The sequence below is a fragment of the Paenibacillus dakarensis genome, assembly GCF_001373415.1.
GTDB lineage: Bacteria > Bacillota > Bacilli > Paenibacillales > Paenibacillaceae > Paenibacillus_AQ > Paenibacillus_AQ dakarensis.
The window spans coordinates 23,970-50,872 of record NZ_CDSE01000033.1 but is presented as its reverse complement, the minus strand read 5'-3'; the positions used below and the strand labels follow the sequence as shown (position 1 = coordinate 50,872).

At 46.4% G+C, this 26,903-nt stretch carries 20 protein-coding genes and 1 other annotated feature; all 20 genes read left to right on the top strand.

The window, feature by feature from the left end:
• Window positions 1-370: 370 nt before the first annotated feature.
• The 20 genes from BN1234_RS09390 to BN1234_RS09290 all read left to right on the top strand — a co-directional run bounded on the left by BN1234_RS09390 (window position 371) and on the right by BN1234_RS09290 (window position 26,898).
• Window positions 371-1,213, top strand: a complete 843-nt coding sequence (locus BN1234_RS09390; protein ID WP_054956407.1) for a hypothetical protein — start codon at window positions 371-373, stop codon at window positions 1,211-1,213.
• Between the two features lie 142 nt (window positions 1,214-1,355).
• A complete protein-coding gene (gene tig, locus BN1234_RS09385) occupies window positions 1,356-2,681 on the top strand; it encodes a trigger factor (RefSeq protein WP_054956406.1) in 1,326 nt (441 codons plus the stop codon).
• Window positions 2,682-2,950: 269 nt separating this feature from the next.
• Window positions 2,951-3,541, top strand: coding sequence for an ATP-dependent Clp endopeptidase proteolytic subunit ClpP (clpP, locus tag BN1234_RS09380; RefSeq protein ID WP_054956405.1), 591 nt, complete (start codon window positions 2,951-2,953; stop codon window positions 3,539-3,541).
• 14 nt (window positions 3,542-3,555) lie between these two features.
• Entirely contained in the window at window positions 3,556-4,818 is a 1,263-nt protein-coding gene (clpX, locus tag BN1234_RS09375) for an ATP-dependent protease ATP-binding subunit ClpX (protein ID WP_054956404.1), read from the top strand.
• 102 nt (window positions 4,819-4,920) lie between these two features.
• Window positions 4,921-6,030, top strand: a complete 1,110-nt coding sequence (gene ispG / locus BN1234_RS09370; protein ID WP_054956403.1) for a flavodoxin-dependent (E)-4-hydroxy-3-methylbut-2-enyl-diphosphate synthase — start codon at window positions 4,921-4,923, stop codon at window positions 6,028-6,030.
• Window positions 6,031-6,488: 458 nt separating this feature from the next.
• Window positions 6,489-8,216 (top strand): ATP-dependent protease LonB, encoded by a 1,728-nt coding sequence (gene lonB, locus BN1234_RS09360; RefSeq protein WP_054956401.1) that lies wholly within the window; start codon window positions 6,489-6,491, stop codon window positions 8,214-8,216.
• Window positions 8,217-8,299: 83 nt separating this feature from the next.
• Window positions 8,300-10,636, top strand: a complete 2,337-nt coding sequence (gene lon, locus BN1234_RS09355) for an endopeptidase La (protein WP_054956400.1) — start codon at window positions 8,300-8,302, stop codon at window positions 10,634-10,636.
• A gap of 16 nt (window positions 10,637-10,652) precedes the next feature.
• The gene (yihA, locus tag BN1234_RS09350; protein ID WP_054956399.1) at window positions 10,653-11,309 is read left to right on the top strand and encodes a ribosome biogenesis GTP-binding protein YihA/YsxC; all 657 of its coding nucleotides are present in this window, start codon (window positions 10,653-10,655) and stop codon (window positions 11,307-11,309) included.
• Window positions 11,310-11,536: 227 nt separating this feature from the next.
• The gene (locus tag BN1234_RS09345) at window positions 11,537-12,124 is read left to right on the top strand and encodes a hypothetical protein (protein WP_054956398.1); all 588 of its coding nucleotides are present in this window, start codon (window positions 11,537-11,539) and stop codon (window positions 12,122-12,124) included.
• A 355-nt stretch (window positions 12,125-12,479) separates the two neighbouring features.
• Window positions 12,480-12,878 (top strand): adenosylmethionine decarboxylase, encoded by a 399-nt coding sequence (gene speD, locus BN1234_RS09340; RefSeq protein ID WP_054956397.1) that lies wholly within the window; start codon window positions 12,480-12,482, stop codon window positions 12,876-12,878.
• Window positions 12,879-13,164: 286 nt separating this feature from the next.
• Window positions 13,165-14,568 carry a glutamyl-tRNA reductase gene (gene hemA / locus BN1234_RS09335; protein ID WP_054956396.1) on the top strand — a complete coding sequence of 468 codons (1,404 nt, stop codon included), beginning with the start codon at window positions 13,165-13,167 and terminating at the stop codon, window positions 14,566-14,568.
• Between the two features lie 18 nt (window positions 14,569-14,586).
• Entirely contained in the window at window positions 14,587-15,411 is an 825-nt protein-coding gene (gene ccsA / locus BN1234_RS09330) for a cytochrome c biogenesis protein CcsA (protein ID WP_054956395.1), read from the top strand.
• A gap of 9 nt (window positions 15,412-15,420) precedes the next feature.
• Entirely contained in the window at window positions 15,421-16,068 is a 648-nt protein-coding gene (locus BN1234_RS09325; protein ID WP_054956394.1) for a precorrin-2 dehydrogenase/sirohydrochlorin ferrochelatase family protein, read from the top strand.
• A gap of 3 nt (window positions 16,069-16,071) precedes the next feature.
• On the top strand, window positions 16,072-17,028 hold the full coding sequence (hemC, locus tag BN1234_RS09320; RefSeq protein ID WP_054956393.1) for a hydroxymethylbilane synthase: 957 nt from the start codon (window positions 16,072-16,074) through the stop codon (window positions 17,026-17,028).
• 4 nt (window positions 17,029-17,032) lie between these two features.
• Window positions 17,033-18,589: a uroporphyrinogen-III C-methyltransferase gene (gene cobA, locus BN1234_RS09315; RefSeq protein ID WP_054956392.1), complete on the top strand. Its 1,557-nt coding sequence runs from the start codon at window positions 17,033-17,035 to the stop codon at window positions 18,587-18,589.
• A 40-nt stretch (window positions 18,590-18,629) separates the two neighbouring features.
• The gene (gene hemB / locus BN1234_RS09310; RefSeq protein WP_054956391.1) at window positions 18,630-19,631 is read left to right on the top strand and encodes a porphobilinogen synthase; all 1,002 of its coding nucleotides are present in this window, start codon (window positions 18,630-18,632) and stop codon (window positions 19,629-19,631) included.
• Between the two features lie 37 nt (window positions 19,632-19,668).
• The gene (gene hemL / locus BN1234_RS09305) at window positions 19,669-20,964 is read left to right on the top strand and encodes a glutamate-1-semialdehyde 2,1-aminomutase (protein ID WP_054956390.1); all 1,296 of its coding nucleotides are present in this window, start codon (window positions 19,669-19,671) and stop codon (window positions 20,962-20,964) included.
• Window positions 20,961-21,875, top strand: coding sequence for an RluA family pseudouridine synthase (locus BN1234_RS09300; protein WP_054956389.1), 915 nt, complete (start codon window positions 20,961-20,963; stop codon window positions 21,873-21,875). Before hemL ends, BN1234_RS09300 begins: the two co-directional genes overlap by 4 nt.
• Before the next feature lie 179 nt (window positions 21,876-22,054).
• Window positions 22,055-23,476, top strand: coding sequence for a LysM peptidoglycan-binding domain-containing protein (locus BN1234_RS09295; protein WP_054956388.1), 1,422 nt, complete (start codon window positions 22,055-22,057; stop codon window positions 23,474-23,476).
• Window positions 23,477-23,840: 364 nt separating this feature from the next.
• Window positions 23,841-24,128, top strand: a binding site (T-box leader).
• A gap of 103 nt (window positions 24,129-24,231) precedes the next feature.
• On the top strand, window positions 24,232-26,898 hold the full coding sequence (locus BN1234_RS09290; RefSeq protein ID WP_054956387.1) for a valine--tRNA ligase: 2,667 nt from the start codon (window positions 24,232-24,234) through the stop codon (window positions 26,896-26,898).
• Window positions 26,899-26,903: the final 5 nt, after the last annotated feature.

Here is a 26,903-nt window from a genome sequence, read left to right as displayed (position 1 = left end):
AGCTGAGCTACTGGGACATGAAATTTTCAAGCAGGAGATATCATATCACACGACTGGAGATTAATCAATATATAATTATCTAGTTACTTTTGGAAATGAGGATTAGAGTTACAGTCATCGTGTTAATATAGTTAAGATATACACAATATCGCTTTAATTTATTCCAACACATTTATAACGCAGTCAGGCATGTTATTTTGGAGTTTTGATTTTTTTAACTTTACAGGGGATATGCTATAATCTACAAATATGACTAACGGAAAAGAAAGGGGGTGTCCTTATAAAGGACTTCTACACCCCAGACCAAGAAGAGAAGAATGTCATCCTGTTTCCGAAGACGCTAGATTACTACCAGATACAGCTTACCGTAATGCTGGAAAACGAACGTTATGGGGAGGCTATTGAGCTCCTCCGTTTTCTGCTTCAATGCCAGGGCCAGAATGAACGGAATTATGAGGAGTGGCAGGCGCTGCTGGAGTGGCTGGAAGCCGCTTTCCCTTCATATTCATCTCAGGATGTTAACGATATGAAGTTGGAGGAAGAGAGTGATGAGGACGAGACGGAGATCACTCGCCGCATGGTTCAAGATAAACTCTCTCAGGACGCCGGGTATGCTGATAAATTGCTGGATACCGTAATGAATGGCCCTCTAACTGAACAAACGGTGCTTGCGCTTGAGCAACTCGCCTATCTCGATCACCCTGAGGTTGATGAGGCTTTAAAGGGGTGGCTGCAGGAGCAGACGCTTCATCCTCTGCTGCAGTTCCGCGTTCTTCAAACACTAAGGCGTCGTGGAATGTCCGGCCCGGTTACGGTGCCAAGAGGCGCGGAAATCGTTGAGGTTGAAATCGATCAGGTTCCTTTAAACCACGCCGATTTTCCTGATGCTGTGCTTCAAATATTGGATCGTGTAGGTGAAAAGACGGAGATCCATGAGCCTACGCTGTTTTACTTTGCTCAAGAGCTGTGGACACAGTTTATCATGGCGATCTATGGGACGACAGATTACCTGTCTATTTTGGATGAAGAAGACTCCACGCTGGATATCTGGGCGGCTGCTCTGCATGATATTGTCTCAGAAAGTCTAAAAGGCATCCGTGATGAAGAGCAAATCCGATCCTATTATGGAATTACCGATACAATGCGATTCCGTTATGAGCAAGCTTTTCGCTCGCTTAAACAGTTTGTATCAGCGGGCGTGGATGAACCGTAAGACGGGGAAACGTTTTCGGTACGATGCTATAAGGGTTCACCCTTGAAAAAGGATTTAATGTTGTTTATACTATAGTGGTTATTCGGTACGTGATACATTATCTGCGCCGACCACGTGAACTATTTTGGAGGGGAAAGCATAAATGAAAGCAACTTGGGAAAAAATAGAGAACAACCTTGGCGTTCTTGACGTTGAGGTAGAAGCGGACCGCGTAGCGGCTGCTCTCGACAAAGCTTTTAATAAAGTAGTAAAAAAAGCAACTGTACCTGGTTTCCGTAAAGGTAAGGTGCCACGCTCCATCTTTGAAGCTCGTTATGGAGTGGAAAGCCTCTATCAAGACGCTATCGACATCCTTCTGCCAGAAGTATACGGCGAAGCTGTTGAACAAACTGAAATCTTCCCGGTTGATCGCCCTGAAATCGAAATCGATCAATTTGGAAAAGGCGAGTCCTTCAAGTTTAAAGCCAAAGTAACAGTTAAGCCAGAAGTTAAACTTGGTGACTATAAAGGCCTTGAAGTAGCAGCTGTTTCAGCTGAAGTATCCGATGAGGAACTGACTCAAGAGCTGAATCGCATGCAAGAGCGTCATGCTGAACTCGTTGTGATCGACGAAGGAACAGCAGCTTCTGGAGACATCGCAGTTATCGACTTCGATGGTTCCGTTGACGGTGTGCCTTTCGAAGGCGGACAAGCTGAACGTTATTCCTTGGAATTGGGCAGCAACTCTTTCATTCCAGGTTTTGAAGATCAAGTAATCGGTATGGGTACTGGCGACTTCAAGGATGTTGAAGTAACTTTCCCTGAAACATACCATGCTGAAGAGCTTGCTAACAAAAAAGCGGTCTTCAAAGTAAAAGTTCATGAAATCAAGCGCAAGCAGCTTCCTGAGCTGGATGACGAGTTCGCTAAAGACGTTAGCGAATTTGATACACTTGATGAGTACAAGGAAGATCTTAAGAAGCAGCTTCTGAAGCGTAAAGAGCAAGAAGCTCGTGGCGTTCGTGAAAACGAAGTTGTTGATAAAGCAGCAGCAAACGCTGAAGTAGACATTCCTGAAGCAATGGTACAATCCGAAGTTCAAAACATGATGCGCGATTTCGACAACCGTCTTCGCCAGCAAGGCATGAACCTTGAAATGTTCCTCAGCTTCTCAGGTCAGTCAAACGCTGATTTGGAAGGCCAAATGAAGGACGATGCAGAGAAGCGCGTGCGCAACAATCTCGTTCTCGAGCAAATCGCTAAAGAAGAGAATCTTGAAGTGACTGAAGAAGAAATCAATGAAGAGCTTGGAAACATGGCTGAAACATACAAGCGCCCTGTTGAAGAGATTCGTAACATTTTGGCTTCTAACGGTTCTCTTGATAGCCTTCGCGATGAACTTGTTCTCCGCAAAACGATCGACTTCTTGCTTGAAAACAGCGTAGAAGGCGCACCGGTTGCAAAAGAAGAAACAGCAACAGAAGAATAATAAAGGCGGCGTATAGCTGTCATTACACAGGATAAGGCACGTATTTAATGACGTGCCTTATTTTTAACTATAAACACCCCTTTTGTTACTATATATGACATGAAATGGGTGTTTTTTGTAAAATACATATTGAGACAAGTTGGTAGGATATAAATTTTGGAAAGTTCATAGAATGTAAACGTGGTTAAAAAATGACATGAAGCTTTGAACATGTTAGAATAACTTTTATAACACTCAAGTATAATCTTCAAGGAAAAGAGGTTGATCGCATGAGTCTTGTACCTATGGTTGTGGAACAAACGAATCGGGGGGAAAGATCCTATGATATTTATTCCCGATTACTGAAAGATCGGATCATCTTCCTCAGTAGTGCGATCGATGATGATGTCGCCAATCTTGTTATCGCCCAGCTGTTGTTTTTAGCTGCGGAAGATCCCGAGAAAGACATTCACTTGTACATTAATTCTCCTGGTGGTTCTGTGACAGCCGGGATGGGTATATATGATACGATGCAGTTCATCAAGCCTGATGTTTCCACGATTTGTGTCGGTATGGCTGCCAGTATGGGGTCGTTGTTGTTAACTGCCGGAGCTCCGGGGAAACGCTTTGCGCTAGAGAATAGCGAAGTCATGATTCACCAGCCGCTTGGCGGTGTTCAAGGCCAGGCCTCTGATATTCAAATCCACGCAGATTGGATCATCAAGACGAGACAGAAGCTTAACCGTATCTATGTGGAACACACAGGGCAATCCCTTGAAAAAATTGAACGTGATACGGACCGTGACTATTTCTTGAGTGCGGAGGAAGCAAAAGAATACCGAATTATTGACGAGGTCCTGTCTGCACCGATCAAATCTTAAGAGGTGGTAATGATATGTTTAAATTTAACGACGATAAGGGGCAGCTGAAATGCTCTTTCTGCGGCAAGTCGCAGGAGCAGGTTCGCAAATTGGTTGCCGGCCCCGGCGTTTATATATGTGATGAGTGCATCGATTTGTGCTCTGAGATCGTGGAGGAGGAACTCGGCCACGAGGAAGAAGTGGATTTGAAGGATATTCCGAAACCTCGCGAAATCCGCGATATTTTGGATCAATACGTTATCGGCCAGGAACAGGCTAAGAAATCTTTGTCTGTAGCTGTCTATAACCACTACAAGCGTATTAATACGCAAAACAAGGCCGAGGATGTTGAATTGCAAAAGAGTAACATTTTGCTGCTAGGTCCTACTGGTTCCGGTAAAACGCTGCTTGCACAGACCATGGCTAAAATATTGAATGTTCCTTTTGCTATTGCAGATGCTACCTCTCTGACAGAAGCTGGATATGTTGGCGAAGATGTAGAGAACATCTTGCTCAAGCTTATTCAGGCAGCAGATTTCGATGTGGAGAAAGCAGAACGCGGAATTATCTACATTGATGAAATCGATAAAGTAGCTCGCAAATCCGAGAATCCGTCCATTACACGTGACGTTTCTGGTGAAGGAGTACAGCAGGCCCTGTTGAAGATTTTGGAGGGTACTGTAGCTTCTGTTCCTCCTCAGGGCGGACGTAAGCATCCTCATCAGGAATTTATTCAGATCGACACAACGAACATTCTGTTCATCTGTGGCGGTGCATTTGATGGTTTGGAGCAATACATTAAACGCCGGATTGGTAAAAAGGTTATCGGCTTTAATGCTTCAGGTGAGGTCCAGAAGGACCTTAAACCGGGTGAGTACCTGTCGATGGTACTTCCGGAAGATCTCTTGAAATTCGGTCTGATTCCTGAATTTGTGGGACGTCTCCCAGTCATCTCCACTTTGGAACCACTGGATGAGAAGACACTTGTTCGGATTCTGTCTGAACCGAAGAATGCTCTTACGAAGCAATACCAGAAGCTGCTTGAGCTGGATAACGTTAACCTTAAGTTTGAAGCAGAAGCGCTGGAAGCTATTGCTCGTGAAGCGATCAAGCGTAACACGGGTGCGCGCGGTCTTCGTTCCATCATTGAGGGCATTATGCTGGATGTGATGTATGAAGTGCCTTCACGTGAGGATGTTACGGATTGTGTAATTACAGAGAAGGTAGTTCAAGAAAAAGTTTTTCCTGAACTTCAATCTAATGGAAATGGCGACAAAAAGCAGGAAGAAAGCGCCTAAGTCTAAAGGGCTTTTTGAATAATCAACGCTTATTCTCCACCTCCGCCCTCAAGTTGATGAGGGGTAGAGGTGGAGCTTTGGCGTTATATGGGGGGGAAAACCATGTTTTTGAGACAAGATACTAGACCCGTAAAAGTTGGCAATCTCACAATCGGCGGGAACAATAAAGTCGTTATTCAAAGCATGTGCACCACCAAAACCGCAGATGTAGAAGCAACAGTTGCTGAAATTCTGCGTTTGGAAGAGGCCGGATGCCAGCTTGTACGTGTTACAGTTAACAATGAAGAGGCGGCTGCAGCAATTAAGGAAATCAAGAAACGGATTCATATTCCTCTGGTAGCTGATATTCATTTCAACTACAAGCTGGCTTTGGCAGCTATTGAGAATGGAATTGATAAGGTCCGTATTAATCCCGGTAATATCGGGAAGCGGGAAAAAGTCGAGGCAGTGGTTAAAGCATGCAAGGAAAAGGGCATTCCAATTCGGATTGGTGTGAATGCGGGTTCTCTGGAAAATCACTTGCTGGAGAAGTACGGATATCCTACTCCTGAGGCGATGGTTGAAAGTGCCTTGTACCATATCGGTATTTTGGAGGAACTTGATTTCCACGATATCATCGTATCGCTAAAGGCTTCTGATGTACCTATGGCTATTGCAGCTTACACCAAAGCAGCTGAGGTCATTCCATATCCGCTGCATTTGGGTATTACGGAGGCAGGCACACTATTTTCCGGTACCGTTAAGAGTGCTGCAGGGCTCGGTGCTCTATTATCTGCGGGCATTGGAAATACGATGCGTATTTCCCTCAGTGCAGATCCAGTCGAAGAGATTAAGGTGGGCCGGGAGCTGCTCAAAACATTCGGCTTGATCTCTGATGCCGCAACGCTTGTCTCTTGCCCGACGTGCGGCAGACTTGATATCGATCTGTTCTCCATCGCTAATGAAGTGGAAGAATACATTTCAAACCTTAAAGTGCCGATTAAAGTGTCCGTTCTTGGTTGCGCCGTGAACGGCCCAGGAGAAGCCAGAGAGGCTGATATCGGTATTGCTGGAGCGCGTGGCGAAGGCCTTCTGTTCCGTTACGGAGAAATGATTCGTAAAGTGCCTGAGGCAACAATGGTAGACGAACTGAAGAAAGAGATTGACCACATCGTAAAAGTGTACGAAGAGACCGGCGAAATCCCGGGGCGTAAGCATAAAACGGGTGTGTAAATTGAATTTTCTTTGTCATTGTAATGACTGTAAGATCTTATAAATATACAAAAAGGTCACCAGAGAATTATTTCTCCGGTGGCCTTTTTCAGTCCACCCCCCTCCCCCTATGAATATGAATAAAATAGAGTTTTTTGGTGTGGATATGCACGCTGCCAGCGGAGAGAACGAAACGATTCCGGAAAAACGAAGTGATAAAAGCTTTTTCATAAAAAGCTACTTCGGAAGCATAAGCCTCTTTGCCCCTGGATTTCTTCCTCTTAAAAAAACAAATCGAGAAATTCAGGGGCAACAGCGATTGGAGGAATGTTTCGTACTCGAAGCGTCTACAGAACCACTTACCAACTAAACAGTATCTATTTTATTCATGTTCTTCGTTTTACCATCTGATTAACAGGCAATACTAATCTGTATAACGTTGGTAAGCTGACATATCGGAGAAACAGGAGGAATGACTTATGAATTTGAATATTGTAATAATGCTGGTACAGCTGGTTTTTGCAGTGATTATCGGCGTTTATTTTTGGAATCTGCTAAAAGGTCAAAAGACGAGCAAAACTGCGGTAGACCGCGAATCTCGTAAAGAGCTGGATAAGCTTCGGAAATTGCGATCTATCTCGCTGACAAAACCATTGGCAGAGAAGACCAGACCTCAGTCCATGAATGATATCGTTGGTCAGAAGGATGGGCTCAGGGCTATGAAGGCTGCTCTTTGCAGCGGTAATCCCCAACACGTTATCGTATACGGTCCACCGGGGGTCGGGAAAACGGCAGCAGCGCGTGTAGTGATGGAAGAAGCCAAGAAGAATCCGGAGTCACCTTTTAAATATGACGCAAAATTTATAGAGATTGATGCAACCACAGCCCGTTTTGATGAGCGGGGAATTGCGGATCCATTGATTGGCTCGGTCCATGACCCGATATATCAAGGGGCGGGTGCGATGGGAGTGGCCGGAATACCTCAGCCTAAACCGGGTGCCGTGACTAAGGCTCACGGTGGGATTTTATTTGTTGATGAAATTGGTGAATTGCATCCGATCCAGATGAATAAGCTGTTAAAAGTACTTGAAGATCGCAAGGTCCTGCTCGAAAGTGCATACTACAATTCAGAAGATTCGAATACACCTGCGCATATCCATGATATATTCCAAAATGGACTGCCTGCCGACTTTCGTCTGGTAGGTGCAACAACAAGATCCCCAGATGAAATTGCACCTGCACTTCGGTCGCGCTGCATGGAGATTTTCTTCCGTCCGCTGCTCCCCGAGGAGATCGGACGAATCGCCGAGGATGCGATACAAAAGATTGGCTTAATGCCATGCCCTGAGGCGGTAGAGGTCGTGAAACGGTATTCCACGAACGGACGTGAAGCGGTGAATATGATTCAGCTTGCGGCTGGCTTGGCGCTTACGGAAAAGCGTACTGCGCTTCGGGCAGCCGATGTGGAGTGGGTTGCGAGCAGCAGTCAATTGCAGCCAAGGCCCGACCGCAAAATACCCGAAAAACCCCAGGTGGGTCTTGTCAATGGACTGGCTGTTTACGGACCTAACATGGGTGCGCTGCTGGAAATAGAGGTCTCCGCTGTTCCTGCAGAAAAGGGAAAAGGAACCTATAATATTACAGGAGTTGTAGATGAGGAAGAGTTCGGTGGCGGCTCAAGAAAGCTTCGTCGCAAGAGCATGGCTAAAGGTTCAATTGAAAATGTGCTTACGGTACTGGGCGCAATGGGTTTTCGTCCGAAGGATTTTGATCTTCACATTAACTTTCCGGGGGGCACTCCGATTGATGGACCTTCTGCGGGGATTGCCATGGCAACAGCGATTGTATCGGCTATGATTGGTCTCGAAGTAGACAATAAAATAGCAATGACCGGTGAAATCAGCATCCATGGCAAGGTAAAGCCCATTGGAGGTGTGATTGCAAAGGTTGAGGCGGCGTTCCAGGCAGGGGCGACAATGGTTATCATACCGAAGGATAACTGGCAAAGCTTGTTTCAGGATTTAAACGGCCTGCGGGTTATTCCGGTTGAATCTGTCAGCGAGGTTTTTGCACATGTGTTCGGAGGAGCTGTTACGCCGGGGGTGTTACAAATGCCTCAAACAGAGATGTATCCTGGTGCTTCTGCTTCGCTGTTACAAGCGACTCCGCCTCATAATGGGAAAATTACGGATGCCGGCAGCTGTTAACACCCGATTGTTGGTTTTTTATACGAAGATTTGATAAAATAGGAATAGTGTCAACATTGAGAGCCATTGGAGGTGTGGAAGCGATGGGACCCAATAAATCAAAAGGTCGTCGTTTTCCTTTATTGCCTTTAAGAGGACTTCTCGTCTATCCAAGTATGGTACTCCATCTGGATGTTGGACGGGAGAAGTCGGTTAAGGCATTAGAAAAGGCGATGGTTGAAGACAATTTGATTCTCCTATGTTCTCAATCGGAAGTGAACATTGAAGAGCCAACGCAAGAGGATATTTTTCGGATTGGTACAGTAGCTAACGTAAGACAAATGCTCAAACTTCCAAACGGTACCATACGTGTTCTTGTGGAGGGTATGGAACGGGCGGAAATTATTCAATATACGGATAATGAGGATTATTACGAGGTTCTCGCGCGTGAACTCCCTGAAGAGGAGAACAGTGATTCCGAAGTAGCGGCTCTTATGAGAACCGTTTTGGGACAATTCGAGAATTATATTAATCTGTCCAAAAAAGTGACGCCCGAGACACTGGCCGCGGTATCTGATATCGAAGAGCCGGGACGCCTTGCGGACGTAATTACGAGCCATTTGTCCCTGAAGATCAAGGATAAGCAAGAAATTTTGGAAACGATCGATGTTCGGAAGCGACTTGAGAAGCTGATTGATATTTTGAACAATGAGCGTGAAGTGCTGGAGCTGGAACGCAAGATCAATCAACGTGTCAAGAAGCAGATGGAGAAGACGCAGAAAGAATACTATCTGCGCGAGCAAATGAAGGCGATTCAGAAAGAGCTGGGGGATAAGGAAGGCCGGACGGGAGAAGTAGAAGAACTTCGCAACCAACTGGCGGAGCTCGAACTTCCGGAACGTGTACATGAGAAGGTTGAGAAGGAAATTGACCGCCTGGAGAGAATGCCCTCGAGTTCAGCGGAAGGCGGGGTCATCCGCAACTACGTTGACTGGCTGCTGGCGCTTCCTTGGACGAAGCAGACGGAAGATGATCTGGATATCCTCAAAGCAGAACAGATCTTGGACGAAGATCACTATGGTCTGGAGAAGCCGAAGGAAAGGGTTCTTGAATATTTGGCAGTCCAAAAGCTTGTCAAGAAGCTGAAGGGTCCGATTCTTTGTCTGGTTGGTCCACCGGGGGTAGGTAAAACCTCGTTAGCCCGGTCCATAGCACGTTCTCTTGAACGCAAATTTGTACGAATCTCTCTTGGAGGAGTCCGGGACGAGGCTGAAATTCGCGGCCATCGGCGTACTTATGTTGGTGCAATGCCGGGCCGGATTATACAGGGCATGAAGACGGCAGGTTCAAAAAACTCTGTATTCCTGCTTGATGAAATTGATAAAATGGCGTCCGACTTCCGGGGCGATCCATCAGCTGCCCTGCTGGAAGTGCTTGATCCCGAGCAAAACAATACATTCAGCGATCATTTTATTGAAATTCCGTTTGATCTGTCCCACGTGATGTTTGTGACAACGGCAAATACACTGCACAATATCCCTCGTCCGTTATTGGACCGTATGGAGATTCTGAATATTCCGGGTTATACGGAACTGGAAAAGCTGCAGATCGCTTTGCGTTACCTGCTTCCGAAGCAGAAGCGTGAACACGGTCTGAACGCTGACCAGCTGGAATTGAATGAAGATGCTCTTTTGAAGGTGATAAGGGAATATACACGTGAGTCCGGGGTGCGGAATTTGGAACAGCAAATTGCTGCATTATGCCGTAAGACGGCTAAGAAAATCGTTACCAATGACTCTGAAGCCATTAAGATCCATGAGGAAGATATTAAGGATTACCTTGGCATTCCGAAATTCCGTTATGGTATGGCTGAGCTTGAGGATCAAGTAGGCAGCGTTACCGGTCTTGCCTGGACTGAGGTTGGAGGCGAGACACTAACCATTGAGGTTACGGTCGTTCCAGGAACGGGGAAATTGACGCTTACGGGTAAGCTTGGCGATGTTATGAAAGAATCTGCTCAAGCAGCATTCAGCTATACGCGATCCAAGGCAGCCGAGCTTGGTATTGAACCGGATTTCCATGAAAAACTGGATGTACACATCCATATTCCTGAAGGTGCCATCCCGAAAGACGGACCATCTGCAGGAATTACGATTGCCACTGCGCTCATATCTTCTTTAACAAAGAGACCAGTTGCTCGTGATGTGGCGATGACAGGCGAGATTACCTTGCGAGGACGGGTGCTGCCGATCGGCGGTTTGAAGGAGAAATCTCTTGCAGCCCATCGTGCAGGATACAAAAAAATTCTGCTCCCGAAGGACAATGAACGTGATTTGCGCGACATTCCAGACAGCGTGAAGAACGATATTGAATTTGTTCCTGTATCTCATATGGATCAGGTGCTCCAGCATGCGCTGGTGAAGCAACCGGGAGTGCACTAGAGGGGAATTACTTGAAATGAAAGTTACAAAATCAGAGTTTGTCATCAGTGCTGTTGGTCCTGACCAATACCCTGCAGACGCCTTGCCGGAAGTAGCTCTGGCAGGGCGCTCCAATGTGGGCAAGTCTTCGCTTATCAATAGAATGCTGGCCCGGAAGAATCTGGCCCGGACAAGCTCGACACCAGGTAAAACACAACAGCTTAACTATTACCGAGCAAATGACGCTGTATATTTAGTCGATTTTCCGGGGTACGGGTATGCGAAGGTCTCCAAGTCACAGCGTGCAGCATTTGGTGAAATGATCGAAAGATATCTGTTAAACCGTGAAGAACTTAAACTGGTTCTTCTTGTTGTAGATCTGCGCCATCCGCCATCCAAAGATGATGTCAGCATGTACGAATGGCTTCAGTATTACAACCGGGATGTTTGTGTTGTTGCTACGAAAGCGGACAAAATCCCACGCAGCCGGTGGCCTAAACATATGAAGATGGTAAAAGAAACATTGGGCTTTAAGCCGCATCATTCGATGGTTTTATTTTCATCCGAAACAGGTTTGGGTAAAGATGAACTATGGGAAACGATTCAGTCTTATACCCATGGTGCTTCAGAGACGGAAGAAGCTGTTCACGGTGAAGATACCGGATCTAGCGATGGGGATCAAGGACAAGAGTAAGTGCTTGCCGCCTTGTTTAAGGCTTTTTACTTTTTCATCATATACCATAGAGATATGGTGTATTTTCTGTGTGAAAGTGAGTATCCCGTTGAAATTATGAGGGAAATTCCTTCTTAAACCGATTTTTTATGAAATTTGCTGTATAATCTCATTCTGATGGCAAGAAATCGTCTTGCGGCCTGCGGTATAATGGACGTAAGGATTGTAAAAGAATTGAGGAGATTTTTATGGCTCATAGGTTAGCCACAGAGTATGTAAATGCCACCATGCAAATGACAGACGTTCAAATGAATCAATTTCTGCAGAGTACCATAACTTCCCAAATTAATTTTCGGGTTAAGGTGATGGACAGCGGAGGGCAGGAGATTATGCTCGAAGATGAAAGCGGGGAAGAAGTTCATTTGCCTTTTGAACGCAAAGATGGCTTGTATGTCTGTGAGCTGTCCTGCCGATTGGTGACCCCAGGGCTGACCAATGCTGTACGTAAGCTCTTTTCGGCTTTCAGAGGCTCAGGAAAGGTAAATCGGATTTATCGCGGATTTATTATGAGCTACGATTATCATGAAGGAACAGTAAAACGCATAGTACAGTTGTCGGAGGATGCCTCCAGCCTGGTGTACGAATACAAGAATACGACAGGTGAACTGCAGCGGCTGTTCAACAGCAACGAAACAGAGAAGGAAATTGAATTGATTCACAAGAGCATTAACGATCTGCTGGATGAGCGTTTTTCAGCGGCTTCACTTCCGGTTATTGACCGGATTGATTCCCAGCTGCGCCATTATAATCAGCGATTGTTTGTTCTCGAGGCATAGGATTTCATACTAAATAACGAGGCTTTCCGGTTAAAACCGGGAAGCTTTTTTTCATGCATTTAAACGGTGCAAAACATCATCAAACAATTAATAACTACAACTTTCTTTCCATACACCAACCGTTTTTCAACTTCATATACTGGTCTGTAAAATAAATACGAGCATTTTTCAAAAATGTATTGCAATTCGCTCCTATAGATGGTATTTTTAATCTCGTTGAAAACAATATAGGAACCAGGATTCACTCAGGACATGTAATGTTGCGAGAGATTATTCCCTCGGGAAGTGAATGACGTAGGTCCTAGCGGATGAAATTTTTCAAACATTTTATTCCTAGGAAGGGGGAAACCGGAAGATGGAATACTCAACTTTCGGAAGACACGTTGCTGTTGATACTTGGGGAGTCGATTTTGAACTACTGAACAGTGCTGAATTTTTACAAGCTCAGTTGGTGGAAGCTGCTGAAGCCTGTGGAGCAACGGTAATGTCCGTACAGTCCAAGCAATTTGAACCACAAGGAGCGACGGTACTTGTACTGCTGTCGGAAAGCCATCTCTCTATTCATACTTACCCTGAGAGAGGTTTTGCTGCGATTGACTGTTATACCTGCGGGGAGACGGTGGATCCGCAATTGGCTATTGATTACCTGGTGTCCGTTTTAAAACCTGAAAAATGCTATGCCAAAAAGCTCGTACGCGGATTGGGCGAAATGAGCGTCGAAACGCCCGAGATGAAACAGGCAGAATTAGTCTGAGAAGACCTCTACAATGTGTATATTAATAACCATGGATGAATCCATGGTTATTTTATTTTTATGCACTGGCAGCACCCTGTGAATTTGCATCATATGGTAAAACATATATCATGGTGGTTAATGGTACATGGGGATTTCATAAACATTTCATAAAATGGACAAGGAAAATCGACATAGTGTGATATAATTATCATCGTTAAATCAGTCGTTTGTTCTGAAAAATGAGAATGAATCTTATGGATATATATAGACTAGACTCTAATATCAATAGGCAGGTGAACATGCAATGCACATCGTCGTTGTTGGGTTGAACTATCGCACGGCGCCTGTGGAGGTCAGAGAACGTTTTACTTTTTCAGAAAAGGATCTGCCAGAGGCACTGGAGATGCTAAAGTCGACCAAGAGCGTATTGGAGGGCGTTATTGTCGCTACCTGCAATCGTACTGAGATTTACGTGGTTGTTGACCGTCTTCATATGTGTGGCTACTTTATCCGCAGTTTTATGGAACAATGGTTTGACATTAGACGTGAAGAATTTACTCAGCATCTATATATATATGAAGATGAGCAGGCAATTTCTCATCTATTTAAAGTAACCTGCGGGCTGGATTCCATGGTTATTGGGGAGACGCAGATTCTGGGACAAGTACGGAACGCTTTTTTGGAGTCCCAAAAGCAAAGAGCAACAGGCACTTGGTTCAACAAGTTATTTAAACAGGCAGTAACGCTGGGGAAGCGGGCTCATTCCGAGACTACAATCGGAGAGAGTGCTGTTTCTGTCAGTTATGCTGCTGTTGAGCTGGGCAAAAGAATTTTCGGAACGTTTAGCGATAAGAAGGTGCTTATTTTAGGTGCCGGAAAAATGAGCGAGCTGACGGTTAAGCATCTGTATGCAAATGGTGCGGCAGATGTTATTGTGGCTAACCGCACGCTTGCCCGTGCTGAAGAGCTTGCACGCAAGTTTCAGGGAACACCAAGCGGTATGCGGGAGGCATTAGAACGTCTGCATGAAGTGGATATTATTATTAGCTCTACGGGTGCAGATGAGTATGTACTTAATCCGGCAGCAGTTAAGGAAAGTATGAAGAAACGGCCATCACAGCCTTTATTTATGATCGATATTGCTGTACCGCGGAATATTGATCCGGCTGTCGGCGAAGTATCCAATGTGTTCTTATATGATATTGATGATCTAGAGGGTATTGTAGAGAGCAATATGGAGATGCGGCGTACAGAAGCGGCCAAGATCGAAGTTATGATTGAAGAGGAAATGGCGGCTTTCCACCAGTGGTTGAAGACGCTGGGTGTCAGACCGGCCATTCGTGCATTACAGGATAAATCCAATACGATCCACGAGGATACACTGGAAAGCCTGTTTAACAAGTTACCAGAGCTTGACGAGCGCCAGCGCAAAGTGATTCGTCGCCTGACTAAGAGCATTGTCAATCAGATGATGCACGATCCGATTAACCGGATTAAAGAAATGACAGGCGGAAAGAATGGCGCAGAGGCACTTGAATATTTCACCCAGCTTTTCGCATTGGAAAGTTTAATGAAAGAGAATGAACAAGGAGCAAGTAAGGCTCTTAATAACCCAAACCCAACCGGGGTTGAATCTTTGGTTACTTTGGCGGATCAGCCTGACGAACAGGAATTGGCACGAATATCCTTGGCTCCTGTTGTCCTTTAAGGCGGGTGAGGTATTTCCATGTCGTTAAACTTAATTTATGATATTGGCATTTGTATCTATGCCCTGAGCCTACTGTTTTTTATCTCGGATTGCGTATCGCGCAACCTTGCAGCGAAGCGGATAGGCACAGGGCTTCTTGTTGTTGCAGCGCTGTTACAGTGCTTGGCTATTGGAACAAGAGTAGGGGAGACGGGAACATTTCCTGTGTTTACGTCTTTTGATTTTTTGCTGCTGAGTTCGTTTTGTGTAACAGTCACATCGCTAGCTGTCATTTTTATGAGGCGTGCAGAGTTTGCTCCGCTGCTGATCAACATCATTGGTTTTTGTATGATGCTTCTCAACCGCCTATGGCTTACGACAGGATATAATACCTTGGAAAGCTGGGAGACGGTACAAGGCATGCTCGTTTTGCATATTGCATTAGCGAGTATTAGTTTTACCGCTTTAACCGTGGGAGCTGTATTTGCAGGCATGTATATGTTTTTACACCGAAAGCTGAAGCGGAAGAAATGGAACGGAATGATTCGCAGGCTGCCCAGCCTGGAAGTGTTGGATAAATACTCATATGCCGCTCTATTACTAGGTACACCTGTGCTGATCGTATCTTTGGTTGTTGCCGTGTTATCGATAGCAACGGAAGGACGCTGGACACTACTGACAGACCTGAAGGTGCTGTCCACTGCGCTCGCGCTCGGTGTTTATGTTTATTATTTTGTGCGGCGCCAAATCCAGAAGCGTTCCGGGAGGGAGACGGCCATATGGGCCTTGGTCGGTTTTGTGTTTATAATTATTAATTTCTTTTTAAATGCTTGGTCTGAGTTCCACAGCTGGTCGGGAGTGTGATGATTAAACATGGCTCATTTTGTTCCAGTTATGCTCAACTGCGAGGGGCAGAAATGCTTGGTTATAGGTGGCGGAAAGGTGGCGGAACGCAAGATTAGGGCGCTGCTTGATGCCGGTGCCTTGGTACATATTATAAGTCCTGATTTAAGTGAATGGCTGCATCAGCTGTCAGGATCAGGACAGGTTCAGTGGATTTGCAGACCGTATGAGCCCGGTGATATAAAAGGGGCTTTTCTGGTTCATGCTGCGACGAATGATCCGGAAGTGAACGAGATGGTTGCTTTAGAAGCCCGCAAGCTTGGGGTATTAGTTAATGTATCAAGCAGCGGAGAATCCGGAACATTCATGAATCCTGCGGTGATCAGGCGAGGGAGAATGACGGTCGCAGTGTCTACCTCAGGAGCTGGTCCTCTTGCAGCCAAGCGTATTTGCAGGCGCCTGGAAGAACAGCTTGGTGATGAGATGGAGGAATACCTGGAATTTTTATATACCCTACGCAGTGCAGTAAAGGAACAGATAGAATCCGGTTCTGAAAGACGGAAAATTTTGCGTAAAATATATGAAGTCGATATACTACAGGACATAGAGCGGGGGAGTTTTACCCCGTGGACTTCGGAACAGATCCAGTTGTGGATTAGTCATAATCGGGAGGAATGAAGGATGCGTACAATTGTGGTTGGAAGCAGACAAAGCGCGCTTGCGCTTACTCAGACAGGACAGGTTATCGATGATTTGAAACGATTGGCTCGTGAGCACGGTATGGAATTCGATTTTGAGGTCAAAAAGATTGTAACCAAGGGTGACCGTATCCTGGATGTTACTCTATCAAAAGTTGGCGGCAAAGGGCTGTTCGTTAAAGAGATTGAGCAGGCAATGATCGAAGGCGAGATTGATATGGCTGTTCACAGTATGAAGGATATGCCTGCCGTTTTGCCTGATGGGTTAACGACCGGGGCTGTTCCACGCAGACAAGACCCAAGGGACTGTCTTATCTCTCTGGAGGCGGACTGTCTTGAGAATCTTCCGCATGGGGCTAAAGTAGGCACAAGCAGTCTCCGCCGTTCAAGTCAATTAAAAGCGCTTCGTCCAGACTTAGAGCTCGAATGGATTCGCGGAAATATTGACTCCAGGCTCCGCAAACTGGAAAACGGGGAATACCAGGCCATCATTTTGGCAGCCGCAGGTCTAAAGCGGATGGGCTGGGAAGACCGGATCACATCCTATTTACCAATTGAGACTTGTTTACCTGCTGTGGGGCAAGGTGCACTTGGTATTGAATGCCGTGAGGATGATGAGGAGCTCCTGAAACTGCTGTCACTTTATAATGATGAAGAAACCGCCCTTACGGTGGCGGCTGAACGTAAATATCTGAATGAACTGAACGGGGGCTGTCAGGTTCCGATCGGTGCTTATGCCGTGCTCGTTGATGCTTCGTCAGATCATTCCACTGAAGGACCTGGCATGATACATCTAACCGGAATGGTAGGGTCACCTGATGGCGTGACCGTATTAAAGGAAAGTGCTCAGGGGACCGATCCTGAGGCTGTGGGCATAGAGGTTTCAAACAGGCTGAAATCCATGGGGGCTGAAGAGATACTTGCACAAGTTAGGGGATGATTGGATGACAGGCAAAGTATACTTAGTTGGAGCCGGCCCTGGTGATGCAAGGCTTATTACGATCAAGGGGAAGGACTGCATAGAAAAAGCGGACGCTGTGGTATATGACCGGTTGGCATCTCCCCGCCTTCTTCGATGGATGAAGCCAGGTGCTGTGAAAGTGTATGTGGGCAAGCTTCCGGACAGGCATACCATGAAGCAGGAGGAAATAAATCAGCTGCTGGTTGATCTGGCACTGAAAGGGAAAACGGTTGTCAGGTTGAAAGGTGGAGACCCGACGATCTTCGGAAGAGTTGGAGAAGAAGCGGAGCTGCTCTATAAGAACGGAATCGATTTTGAGATTGTTCCCGGCATAACCTCCTCAATCAGTGTCCCAGCTTACGCAGGTATTCCGGTTACCCACCGAGACCTTGCCTCCTCATTGTCAATCATTACAGGTCATGAAAGCCCGGATAAGCTGGATCAAATGATTGACTGGGAGAAGGTCACTAACGCCACTGGAACATTGATCTTTATGATGGGTGTAGCCAAAATTGGATATATCAGCCGCCAGCTGATCGCACATGGAAGACCGCCGGAAACACCGGTGGCTTTGGTGCGCTGGGGTACACGTGCTGAACAGGATACGATTACGGGGACGCTTGTTGATATTGAAGAAATCGTAAAGGCAGCTCGTTTCGAAGCGCCCGCGGTTATTGTAGTAGGTGAAGTAGTCTTGCAGCGTGAGCATTTGAAATGGGCAGAGAAACTTCCGCTGTTCGGGAAGCGGATTCTGGTGACTCGTGCAAGAAGCCAGGCAAGCACGCTGGTAAGCCGCATTGAAGACCTGGGCGGAGAACCCTATGAGTTTCCGGTCATCGAAACCGTGATGCCGACCTCAGACACCATCCTGCACCAGATTCAGCAAGCTTTTGAGGAGCTGGATCAATATGACTGGATATTTTTCACGAGTGTTAACGGTGTCGATTTTTTCTATAAACATTTGAATGAAACAGGTAAGGATATACGGCTGCTGGCAAACGCAAGAATCGCAGCTGTTGGTCCGGCTACAGCAGCAGCATTGCGCGAACGCGGACTTGTGGCTGAGGTGCTGCAGGAACGTTATCAAGCAGAAGGACTTGTGGAAACATTCGGTCCCGAGTTGAAAGCAGGTCAGCGTGTACTCCTCCCTCGTGGAGATAAGGGACGGAGCTGGCTGCCTGATGAATTAAGCCGCAGGGGACTGCATGTAACGGATGTTAAGATATATGAGACAGTCCCGTATGCTCAAGAAGATGATGAACTGGTTAAACTGTTCGAAGAAGGCGGGATTCATGCCGTTACATTTACCAGTTCCTCTACAGTGACTTATCTGGTGCAGGCTCTTGAACAGATGGGCGGAGAGGCGCTGCTTGAACAGCTTCGCCAGTGTACGATTGCTTGTATTGGTCCGCTGACAGCTGAAACAGCAGAAATGGCTGGCTTGAAGGTATCTCTTATGGCCAAAGAGGCAACTATTGAAAGCCTGGTTGAGGCTCTGTGTGAATGGAACAAGGATGAGCCGCGTCGACATAGGAAATGAGATAATTGACATAAAATGATTGACTTGGAGGGGATTAATAATGAGTTTTCCAATAGTACGTCACCGTCGTCTGCGCCAAAGTGCAGGTATTCGGAGTATGGTAAGAGAGACGGTATTGAATGTTGAGGATTTGGTACAGCCGATCTTTGTAACATATGGAACCGGTGTGAAGAACGAAATTACATCCATGCCAGGTGTATACCACTTTTCCTTGGATATGCTGAAGGATGAAGTGGACGAGATTGCTGCGCTTGGCATCCCGGCGGTACTTCTATTCGGCATACCGGAAACCAAGGATAGTGTAGGAACATCCGGATTTGCTGACGATGGAATCGTCCAGGAAGCAACAAGACTAATTAAGTCCTGGCATCCAGATTTACTCGTTATTGCGGATACTTGTCTTTGTGAGTTTACGGATCATGGACATTGCGGGATGGTACACACCTTTGAACGCGACGGTCATGTTCATGGTGATGTGATGAACGATGAGTCATTAGAGCTGCTTGCACAAACAGCGGTTTCCCAGGCCAAAGCGGGTGCTGATATTATAGCTCCTTCTAACATGATGGATGGATTTGTACAAGCGATTCGCTCAGCACTAGATGAAGCCGGGTTCCAGCACATTCCGATTATGTCTTACTCGGTTAAATATGCCTCTGCCTTTTATGGCCCATTCCGGGAAGCTGCTGATTCCGCTCCGCAGTTCGGAGATCGCAAGACTTACCAGATGGATCCTGCAAATGTGAGAGAGGCGCTGCGTGAAGCTGAGACTGATGTGCTTGAAGGCGCTGATATGCTTATGGTGAAACCGGCGCTTGCTTACCTTGACATTGTAAGACTGCTCAGGGATCAGTTTGATCTGCCTCTCGTTGCATACAACGTGAGCGGTGAGTACTCGATGGTGAAAGCAGCGGCTCAGCAAGGATGGATCAATGAACAGGCCATCGTTATGGAGATGCTTACGGGAATGAAACGAGCCGGAGCAGATATTATTATTACGTATTTCTCCAAGGATGCTGCTGCCTGGATTCGGAACCGTTAATCAAAAGTCTTCTAAATGGACGATAGGAGTGTAACAAATGAGCCAGAGTATAAGAAAAGAAGAAGCGTCGCGTGCGGCCTTTGAAGAAGCAAAGCATTATATGCCAGGCGGAGTAAATAGTCCGGTACGTGCATTTAAATCGGTAGGTCTAACACCTATATATATTGAGCGCGGTGAAGGCAGCCATGTATATGATATTGACGGCAACAGCTTTATTGATTATGTCGGATCATGGGGCCCGCTCATTATGGGTCATGCGCATCCTGAAGTCGTTGAAGCATTGCGCGAAACCGCAACTAGAGGAACGAGCTTTGGGGCGCCAACCTTGCTTGAGACAGAGATGGCGAAATTAGTATGTGAACGTGTTCCGTCGATTGAGGTTGTACGGATGGTGAATTCGGGAACAGAAGCTACGATGAGTGCCATTCGTCTGGCTCGCGGTTATACCGGACGTAACAAGATTATTAAATTTGAAGGATCCTATCATGGGCATGCGGACAGCCTGCTAATTAAGGCGGGTTCCGGAATTGCCACACTTGGACTGCCAGACAGCCCGGGTGTTCCCGAATCCGTTGCGGCTAACACGATCGCGGTTCCTTATAATGATCTGGAGTCCGTGCAGCTCGTCTTTGAACGTTTCGGTAACGAGATTGCTGCGGTTATTGTTGAACCTGTTGGCGGAAATATGGGAGTTGTACCTCCTCAGGAAGGATTCCTGGAAGGACTGCGTAAAGTGACAACGGATCATGGCAGTCTGCTTATTTTTGATGAAGTAATGACAGGATTCCGTGTAGGACTAAATTCGGCTCAGGGCCGTTTTGGAATCACCCCGGACTTAACATGCCTGGGTAAAGTCATTGGTGGAGGACTGCCTGTTGGAGCATATGGAGGCAAGCGCGAGATTATGAATCAGATTGCTCCTGCGGGTCCAATTTATCAGGCAGGAACACTTAGTGGTAATCCGTTGGCAATGGCTGCTGGGTATACAACCCTTAAGCTGCTGACACCGGCTGTGTATGACCAGTTAGAACAACGAGGGGCACAGCTTCAGGCTGGCTTAGAACGAAATGCGAGGGAATTTGGCATACCGCTCTCGATTAACCGTGTTGGATCCATGGTATGTCCGTTCTTCACGGATCAGAAAGTGTTCAATTTTGAGACAGCGAAGACCAGCGATCTGGATTTGTTCCGGCGTTATTTTGCAGCGATGATTCAGGAGGGTGTCAGCGTTCCTCCTTCACAGTTTGAGGGAATGTTTATCTCTGCTGCACATACGGAGGAAGACATTGAGGCGACTATTGAGGCGAACTACAATGCCTTCAAAAATCTATGAGCTATCAGGGAAGCTGGGTTCGTCGTGGTGAATGGCTGGAGCTGACTCCCGGAAAAGTACTAACCGGTCAATCTGATCGTGAGGAAGCTACGTTCAAATGGCTGCTTGAAACGGTTGACATACCCGAAAAGCTGCTGCGTAAGCTGCAGCATAGTGAGGGTATCCAGTGGAGAGGAGACCGGCTGCGCTTGTCACTATTTCCGCCACGGGAGGCAGGAATTGAGCCGATGTGGAGCGACCTTGAGATTTTGTACGAGGATGATTTTTGCCTGGTTGTAAATAAACCCGCCGGGATGGCTGTCCATCCTGATGACCGAGGAACTGAGATTACGCTTAACCATGCGGTTGCAGCATATTATGAATCCTCTGGCATAGAAGCAGCTGTCCGGCATATTCACAGGCTTGATAAGGATACCACCGGACCTGTATTATATGCGAAGAATGAGTATGCTCAGCTAAAGCTGGATGAAGCGATGAGGGAGAAGAAAATTGTCCGTATCTATGCTGCAATGGTCCAGGGGCGTGTTTCTCCGGAACTGAAGGTCATCGATCTTCCCATCGGCAAGGATCGGCACCATGCTCAGCGGCGCAGGGTATCTTTAACGGGTCAGAAGGCGGTAACACACATCCTCGATGCTGAGGTATATAGACAGTCCAGCCTGTTATACTTAAGCTTGGAGACCGGGAGGACACACCAGATTCGTGTTCACTTAAGCCACATGGGGCATGCTATACTCGGAGATTCGTTGTACGGCGGGTATTCCGTTCATTTTGGACGTCAGGCATTGCATGGAGCAAAGCTGATATTTTCTCATCCTTTCACGGGTGAAGAAATTGAGGTTGATGCTCCTTGGCCAGAGGATCTTCTTCAATTGAAGGAAGAACATGCGAGCAGACCTTTTCGTGGATAAAGGCCGTTTTTAACGGCCTTTTTTTCTTTTTCAATCATATTCATAAATGGATTTCTGCAACGGGCCCTCAAAAAAGTCATGCTCTCTCATTTTTGGCATATAGATAAGTTGAGTAACATTAATGGGCTCATGCCGCGGAACAGTCTGCGGATAGTATATGCCGAAAGGAGGACATTCCCGTGTTCGACCAGTCCTACGGATTGCGATTTGATATTTATGAACGCATTATTTTAGCGGAAGATCTGCCGGGAATCGAAGAACTGGAAGAGGTAGAATTAATTCCTCATATTCAGGTGATTAGTCAGGAGGAGCAGGCAACACTTCGCGGCCATTTGCTGGTGGCAGGGGTGTACAAGGGAGACAGTGAAGAGGGGGAGTCCGAGCCCTTGGAACATTGGATTCCGGTAGAAATTACGGTTCCCCTGAATCGGGTCTCTTCGCTGGAAGATATAGCGGTCGAGATTGAGAATTTTGATGTTGATTTGCTGTCCAAGCGCAGTCTCAATATCACCGGGGTCTTATCACTGAAAGGGATTCATGCAGCTGTTCTTCCAGTAACGAATGAGCATGCCTGGAACGAAGAGGAAATTACGGTGGTACATGCTCCTGAAGCCTCCTCAGTGCAAGGATATGATAATGATTTAAGAGATGTTCAACAGACAGAATATCAGACCGACAATTCAGCGGAATATTCATATCCATTAAATCAAACTCAAGACCATGACGATCAAGAGTATCAAAGTATCCAAGATAATTCGTCAATCCGTGACCATTTTGAAGCGATTCAACAAACTCCATATCCAAACGTGCAAGCGTTCGAGAATCAGTCAGGCTATGGAAGCAATGAAGGAATTGCTAACTTGAATGATGCAGGCGACGCTGTGGAACAGGAGTTACATAGAGATCAGGCATCTCAGGAGATCCCTTCCATGTTCGCTGCTGAACAATCCCAGACCTTTACTGAACGTTCTTCACAAGCTTCAAATGTCCCGGAATCCAATTCTAATGTGTGGAATTTTGAACGTGTGGAACAGCAAAAAGCAAGTGACACGGGTTCTTATGGCGCGTCTTCCGGTATTGTAGAAGAAAGACAGGAAGATGCTTTATCTGAGATTCAGACAGCATATGATGAGTTGGAAGCATCATCAGAGGAAAATCTGGGTGTTGCTGCGGTAAAGGAGACAGCAGCATTACCGGATGAACCTCTGGTTTCTGAAGAGCCTCCGGCAAAGCAGGAAATGAAAGTTGCCTTAAGCACGAAGAATAGCACTGTGGATAACGCAGCAGGCAGCATTGGATTATCTTCCCTGCTGCAGGCAAAGCGAACCGTGCAGGAACAAGAAATAACAGTGCTTGAAGCAGCACCCGTCAAGGTGGAGACAGAGCATGTTGCCGGGGATGATGTGCAGTGGAAGTCTTTGTTTCTTGGAAGCCGCCAGGAAGAGACTCCTTTCCGTAAAGTTCGTTTATGCATTGTGCAGCGTGAAGAAACGATCGATGCCATTGCTGAGAGATACCAATTAAGCCCGCGGGAGCTGCTTCTCTATAACCGGTTGTCAGAGCAGAGTATAGAAGAGGGGCAGGTCCTGTACATTCCGTAAACAGGGAACTATTCCAGAAGCAGATTACTTGTTTATAGGGGACAGCTCACTTAAGTGAATATTATATAAGAAATCAAGACATGATGGTGTTGAGGAGGGTTATCCTGGCACCGTCATGTCTTGTTTTGGTATATATCCGCTTTACCAAAAGGCGGTCTCTTTATGTGTTCTGCTTTCTTAGAGCACAACAGCGATGGTAGGAATGATTCGTAACCGCAGTGTCTCCCAACAGCAAACGGACCTTTTTGACGAGGAAATACGCTAAATATTGACTATCTACGTCAAGCAAGTTATAGTTGTCTATAGTCAAATCAGACATATTGAAATACAATATGGTAATACTGTATATAGCATTTGCAAATGACAAACAACTGTGAACGGGAAGAGTAGGAAGATATGGCCTTCAGAGAGCGGAATGCAGCGCTGAGAGATTCCGCAGGATCCAGCTTGCGAAAGTCGCCCCGGAGTTGCTTGCTTGAACTTAAGCTCATGGAAGATCATCTGTGAGAAGTTAGAGCTGGCCGGTTGCAGCCGTTACCTGCATAAAGTGTCGCAGCACATGAAGCTTCTTTTATTGAAGGAAGAGCTTTGAAACTCGTGCCTGCGAAACAAAGGTGGTACCGCGAGAGAACGACAGTCTTTCGTCCTTTGAGGACGAAGGACTTTTTTTGTTTCTATGAACAAGTTCCAGGCAGGGCAAACGGCTAAAATGATGATGTATGGAAATGCTGACTAAGTAACGGAGGTATGAGATTATGGAACAAAAGGAAAATCAAACCTCGGCGCAAATGCCGACCACTTATGATCCAAAAACAGCGGAACAGAAATGGTACAGCTATTGGAAGGAAGGCGGTTATTTCAATGCCGGTAAGCGTCCGGATGCAGAGCCTTATACCATTGTTATTCCGCCGCCCAATGTTACCGGTATGCTTCATATCGGCCATGCCCTTGACTTTACATTGCAGGATATACTCATTCGTGTAAAGCGCATGCAGGGTTATGACGCACTCTGGCTTCCAGGTTCTGACCATGCGGGGATCGCTACGCAAACGAAGGTGGAGCAAAAGCTTCGTGAGCAGGGAATTACACGTTATGATTTAGGACGTGAAAAGTTTCTGGAGAAAGTGTGGGAATGGAAAGAGCAGTATGCAAACACCATTCGTGAACAATGGTCTAAGATGGGTCTTTCACTCGACTATTCCAGAGAGCGTTTCACACTGGATGAAGGGTTGTCTAAGGCTGTTCGTGAGGTATTTGTGAAGTTGTACGACAAAGGGCTGATCTACCGGGGGAAACGAATTATTAACTGGGACCCTGCAGCACGTACAGCATTATCTGACATTGAGGTTGAATATAAAGAAGTCCAAGGGCATCTGTATCATTTGACCTATCCGCTGAAAGATGGAAGCGGCAGCATTACGGTTGCAACGACTCGTCCGGAAACGATGCTTGGTGATACCGCAGTAGCCGTTCATCCGGAAGATGACAGATATAAGGATATGATCGGCAAAACATTGATCTTGCCTATTATCGGCCGCGAGATTCCGATTATTGCGGATGAATATGTCGAAAAAGATTTCGGGAGCGGCGCTGTCAAAATTACTCCTGCCCATGATCCAAATGACTTTGAAATGGGTCTGCGACATGACCTGCCTCAAATTACGGTAATGGATGAAACCGGAACGATGAACAGCCAGGCAGGCAAGTATGAGGGCCTGGATCGCAGTGAGTGCCGGAAACAGATTGTAGCGGATCTGAAAGAGTCAGGTGTGCTTGTTAATATTGAGGACCATGTTCATCAGGTAGGCCATAGTGAGCGCAGCGGCGCGGTTGTAGAGCCATATTTGTCAACGCAGTGGTTTGTAAAAATGCAGCCTTTGGCAGAGAGAGCGATTGAGGCACAAAAGTCAGGTGAAGGAGTTAACTTTGTACCTGAACGCTTCGAGAGAACATACCTCCAATGGATTGAGAATGTGCGTGACTGGTGTATTTCTCGCCAGCTTTGGTGGGGACACCGTATCCCGGCCTGGTACTGTGAAGAATGCGGTGAAGTCCATGTTGCTCATGATGATGTGACAGCCTGCTCTAAATGCGGAAGCACGAGCTTAAAGCAGGATGAGGATGTTCTTGATACCTGGTTTAGTTCTGCACTGTGGCCGTTCTCTACTTTGGGATGGCCGGAAGCTACAGAGGACCTTAAGCGTTATTATCCGACTAATGTCCTGGTTACTGGGTACGACATCATTTACTTCTGGGTTGCTCGTATGATATTTACAGCACTTGAGTTTACAGATGAGAAACCGTTTAAAGATGTACTTATGCATGGATTGGTACGTGATGCGGATGGCAAAAAAATGTCCAAGTCGCTCGGCAACGGGGTTGACCCTCTGGATGTCATCGAGAAGTATGGTACCGATGCGATGCGGTATATGATTTCGACTGGCAGTACGCCAGGGCAAGACCTTCGTTTCCGCTGGGAACGAGTGGAACAAGCACGGAATTTCGCTAACAAAATATGGAATGCGTCTCGCTTTGCATTAATGAACCTTGAAGGCTTTAAACATAGCGATATCGACATTAGCGGAGATTTGGGGACAGCGGATCGCTGGATTTTACATCGTTTAAACGAAACTTCACGTGATATCTCGCGTCTAATTGATGCTTATGAATTTGGAGAAACTGGTCGACTGCTCTATAATTTCATCTGGGATGACTTGTGTGATTGGTATATTGAGTTTGCGAAGCTGTCGCTTTACGGCGAAGATCAAGCTGCCAAGAAAAAGACTCAATCTGTGCTATCTTATGTGCTCGACCGTACAATGCGGTTGATCCATCCGTTCATGCCATTCATATCGGAAGAGATATGGCAGCACTTGCCGCATGAAGGCGAAACGGTTATGCTCTCTTCCTGGCCGACCTACGATGCTTCCCTGGAAAATAAAGAAGCTGTGACTGAAATGGAGCTGCTGATGGACATCATTCGTGCGGTCCGTAATATCCGGGCAGAAGTAAATGTACCGATGAGTAAAAAAATTGAGCTCATGCTCAGTGCAGCCGATGAGAACATACTTGGTATTGTTGAACGGAATGCTGATTATATCCGTCGTTTCTGTAATACTTCAGAATATCAATCCGGGCTTGGCCTGGAGGCACCGGATAAAGCGATGACAGCGATCGTGACTGGTGTGGAGCTGTATCTCCCGCTGGCTGGATTGATTGATATTGAGCAAGAAATTGCCCGTCTTGAAAAAGAAGTTCAGCATTTAACCAGTGAGGTTGAACGCGTTGAGAAGAAATTAAGCAATCAAGGCTTCGTTTCCAAGGCTCCGGCCAAAGTGATTGAAGAAGAACGGGCAAAACAGGCAGATTACTCCGAAAAGCGGAGCAAAGTCATTGCCCGCATTGAAGAGCTTAGAGGCTAAAGGTA

What these genes read in the sequence shown, in the direction of transcription:
- hemB (WP_054956391.1), top strand. Translation starts at nt 18,630, where the DNA reads ATGAGTTTTCCAATAGTACGTCACCGTCGTCTGCGCCAAAGTGCAGGT.
- ccsA (WP_054956395.1), top strand. Translation starts at nt 14,587, where the DNA reads ATGTCGTTAAACTTAATTTATGATATTGGCATTTGTATCTATGCCCTG.
- yihA (WP_054956399.1), top strand. Translation starts at nt 10,653, where the DNA reads ATGAAAGTTACAAAATCAGAGTTTGTCATCAGTGCTGTTGGTCCTGAC.
- tig (WP_054956406.1), top strand. Translation starts at nt 1,356, where the DNA reads ATGAAAGCAACTTGGGAAAAAATAGAGAACAACCTTGGCGTTCTTGAC.
- clpX (WP_054956404.1), top strand. Translation starts at nt 3,556, where the DNA reads ATGTTTAAATTTAACGACGATAAGGGGCAGCTGAAATGCTCTTTCTGC.
- BN1234_RS09300 (WP_054956389.1), top strand. Translation starts at nt 20,961, where the DNA reads ATGAGCTATCAGGGAAGCTGGGTTCGTCGTGGTGAATGGCTGGAGCTG.
- speD (WP_054956397.1), top strand. Translation starts at nt 12,480, where the DNA reads ATGGAATACTCAACTTTCGGAAGACACGTTGCTGTTGATACTTGGGGA.
- ispG (WP_054956403.1), top strand. Translation starts at nt 4,921, where the DNA reads ATGTTTTTGAGACAAGATACTAGACCCGTAAAAGTTGGCAATCTCACA.
- BN1234_RS09345 (WP_054956398.1), top strand. Translation starts at nt 11,537, where the DNA reads ATGGCTCATAGGTTAGCCACAGAGTATGTAAATGCCACCATGCAAATG.
- BN1234_RS09390 (WP_054956407.1), top strand. Translation starts at nt 371, where the DNA reads ATGCTGGAAAACGAACGTTATGGGGAGGCTATTGAGCTCCTCCGTTTT.
- lon (WP_054956400.1), top strand. Translation starts at nt 8,300, where the DNA reads ATGGGACCCAATAAATCAAAAGGTCGTCGTTTTCCTTTATTGCCTTTA.
- lonB (WP_054956401.1), top strand. Translation starts at nt 6,489, where the DNA reads ATGAATTTGAATATTGTAATAATGCTGGTACAGCTGGTTTTTGCAGTG.
- hemC (WP_054956393.1), top strand. Translation starts at nt 16,072, where the DNA reads ATGCGTACAATTGTGGTTGGAAGCAGACAAAGCGCGCTTGCGCTTACT.
- BN1234_RS09325 (WP_054956394.1), top strand. Translation starts at nt 15,421, where the DNA reads ATGGCTCATTTTGTTCCAGTTATGCTCAACTGCGAGGGGCAGAAATGC.
- clpP (WP_054956405.1), top strand. Translation starts at nt 2,951, where the DNA reads ATGAGTCTTGTACCTATGGTTGTGGAACAAACGAATCGGGGGGAAAGA.
- BN1234_RS09290 (WP_054956387.1), top strand. Translation starts at nt 24,232, where the DNA reads ATGGAACAAAAGGAAAATCAAACCTCGGCGCAAATGCCGACCACTTAT.
- hemA (WP_054956396.1), top strand. Translation starts at nt 13,165, where the DNA reads ATGCACATCGTCGTTGTTGGGTTGAACTATCGCACGGCGCCTGTGGAG.
- hemL (WP_054956390.1), top strand. Translation starts at nt 19,669, where the DNA reads ATGAGCCAGAGTATAAGAAAAGAAGAAGCGTCGCGTGCGGCCTTTGAA.
- cobA (WP_054956392.1), top strand. Translation starts at nt 17,033, where the DNA reads ATGACAGGCAAAGTATACTTAGTTGGAGCCGGCCCTGGTGATGCAAGG.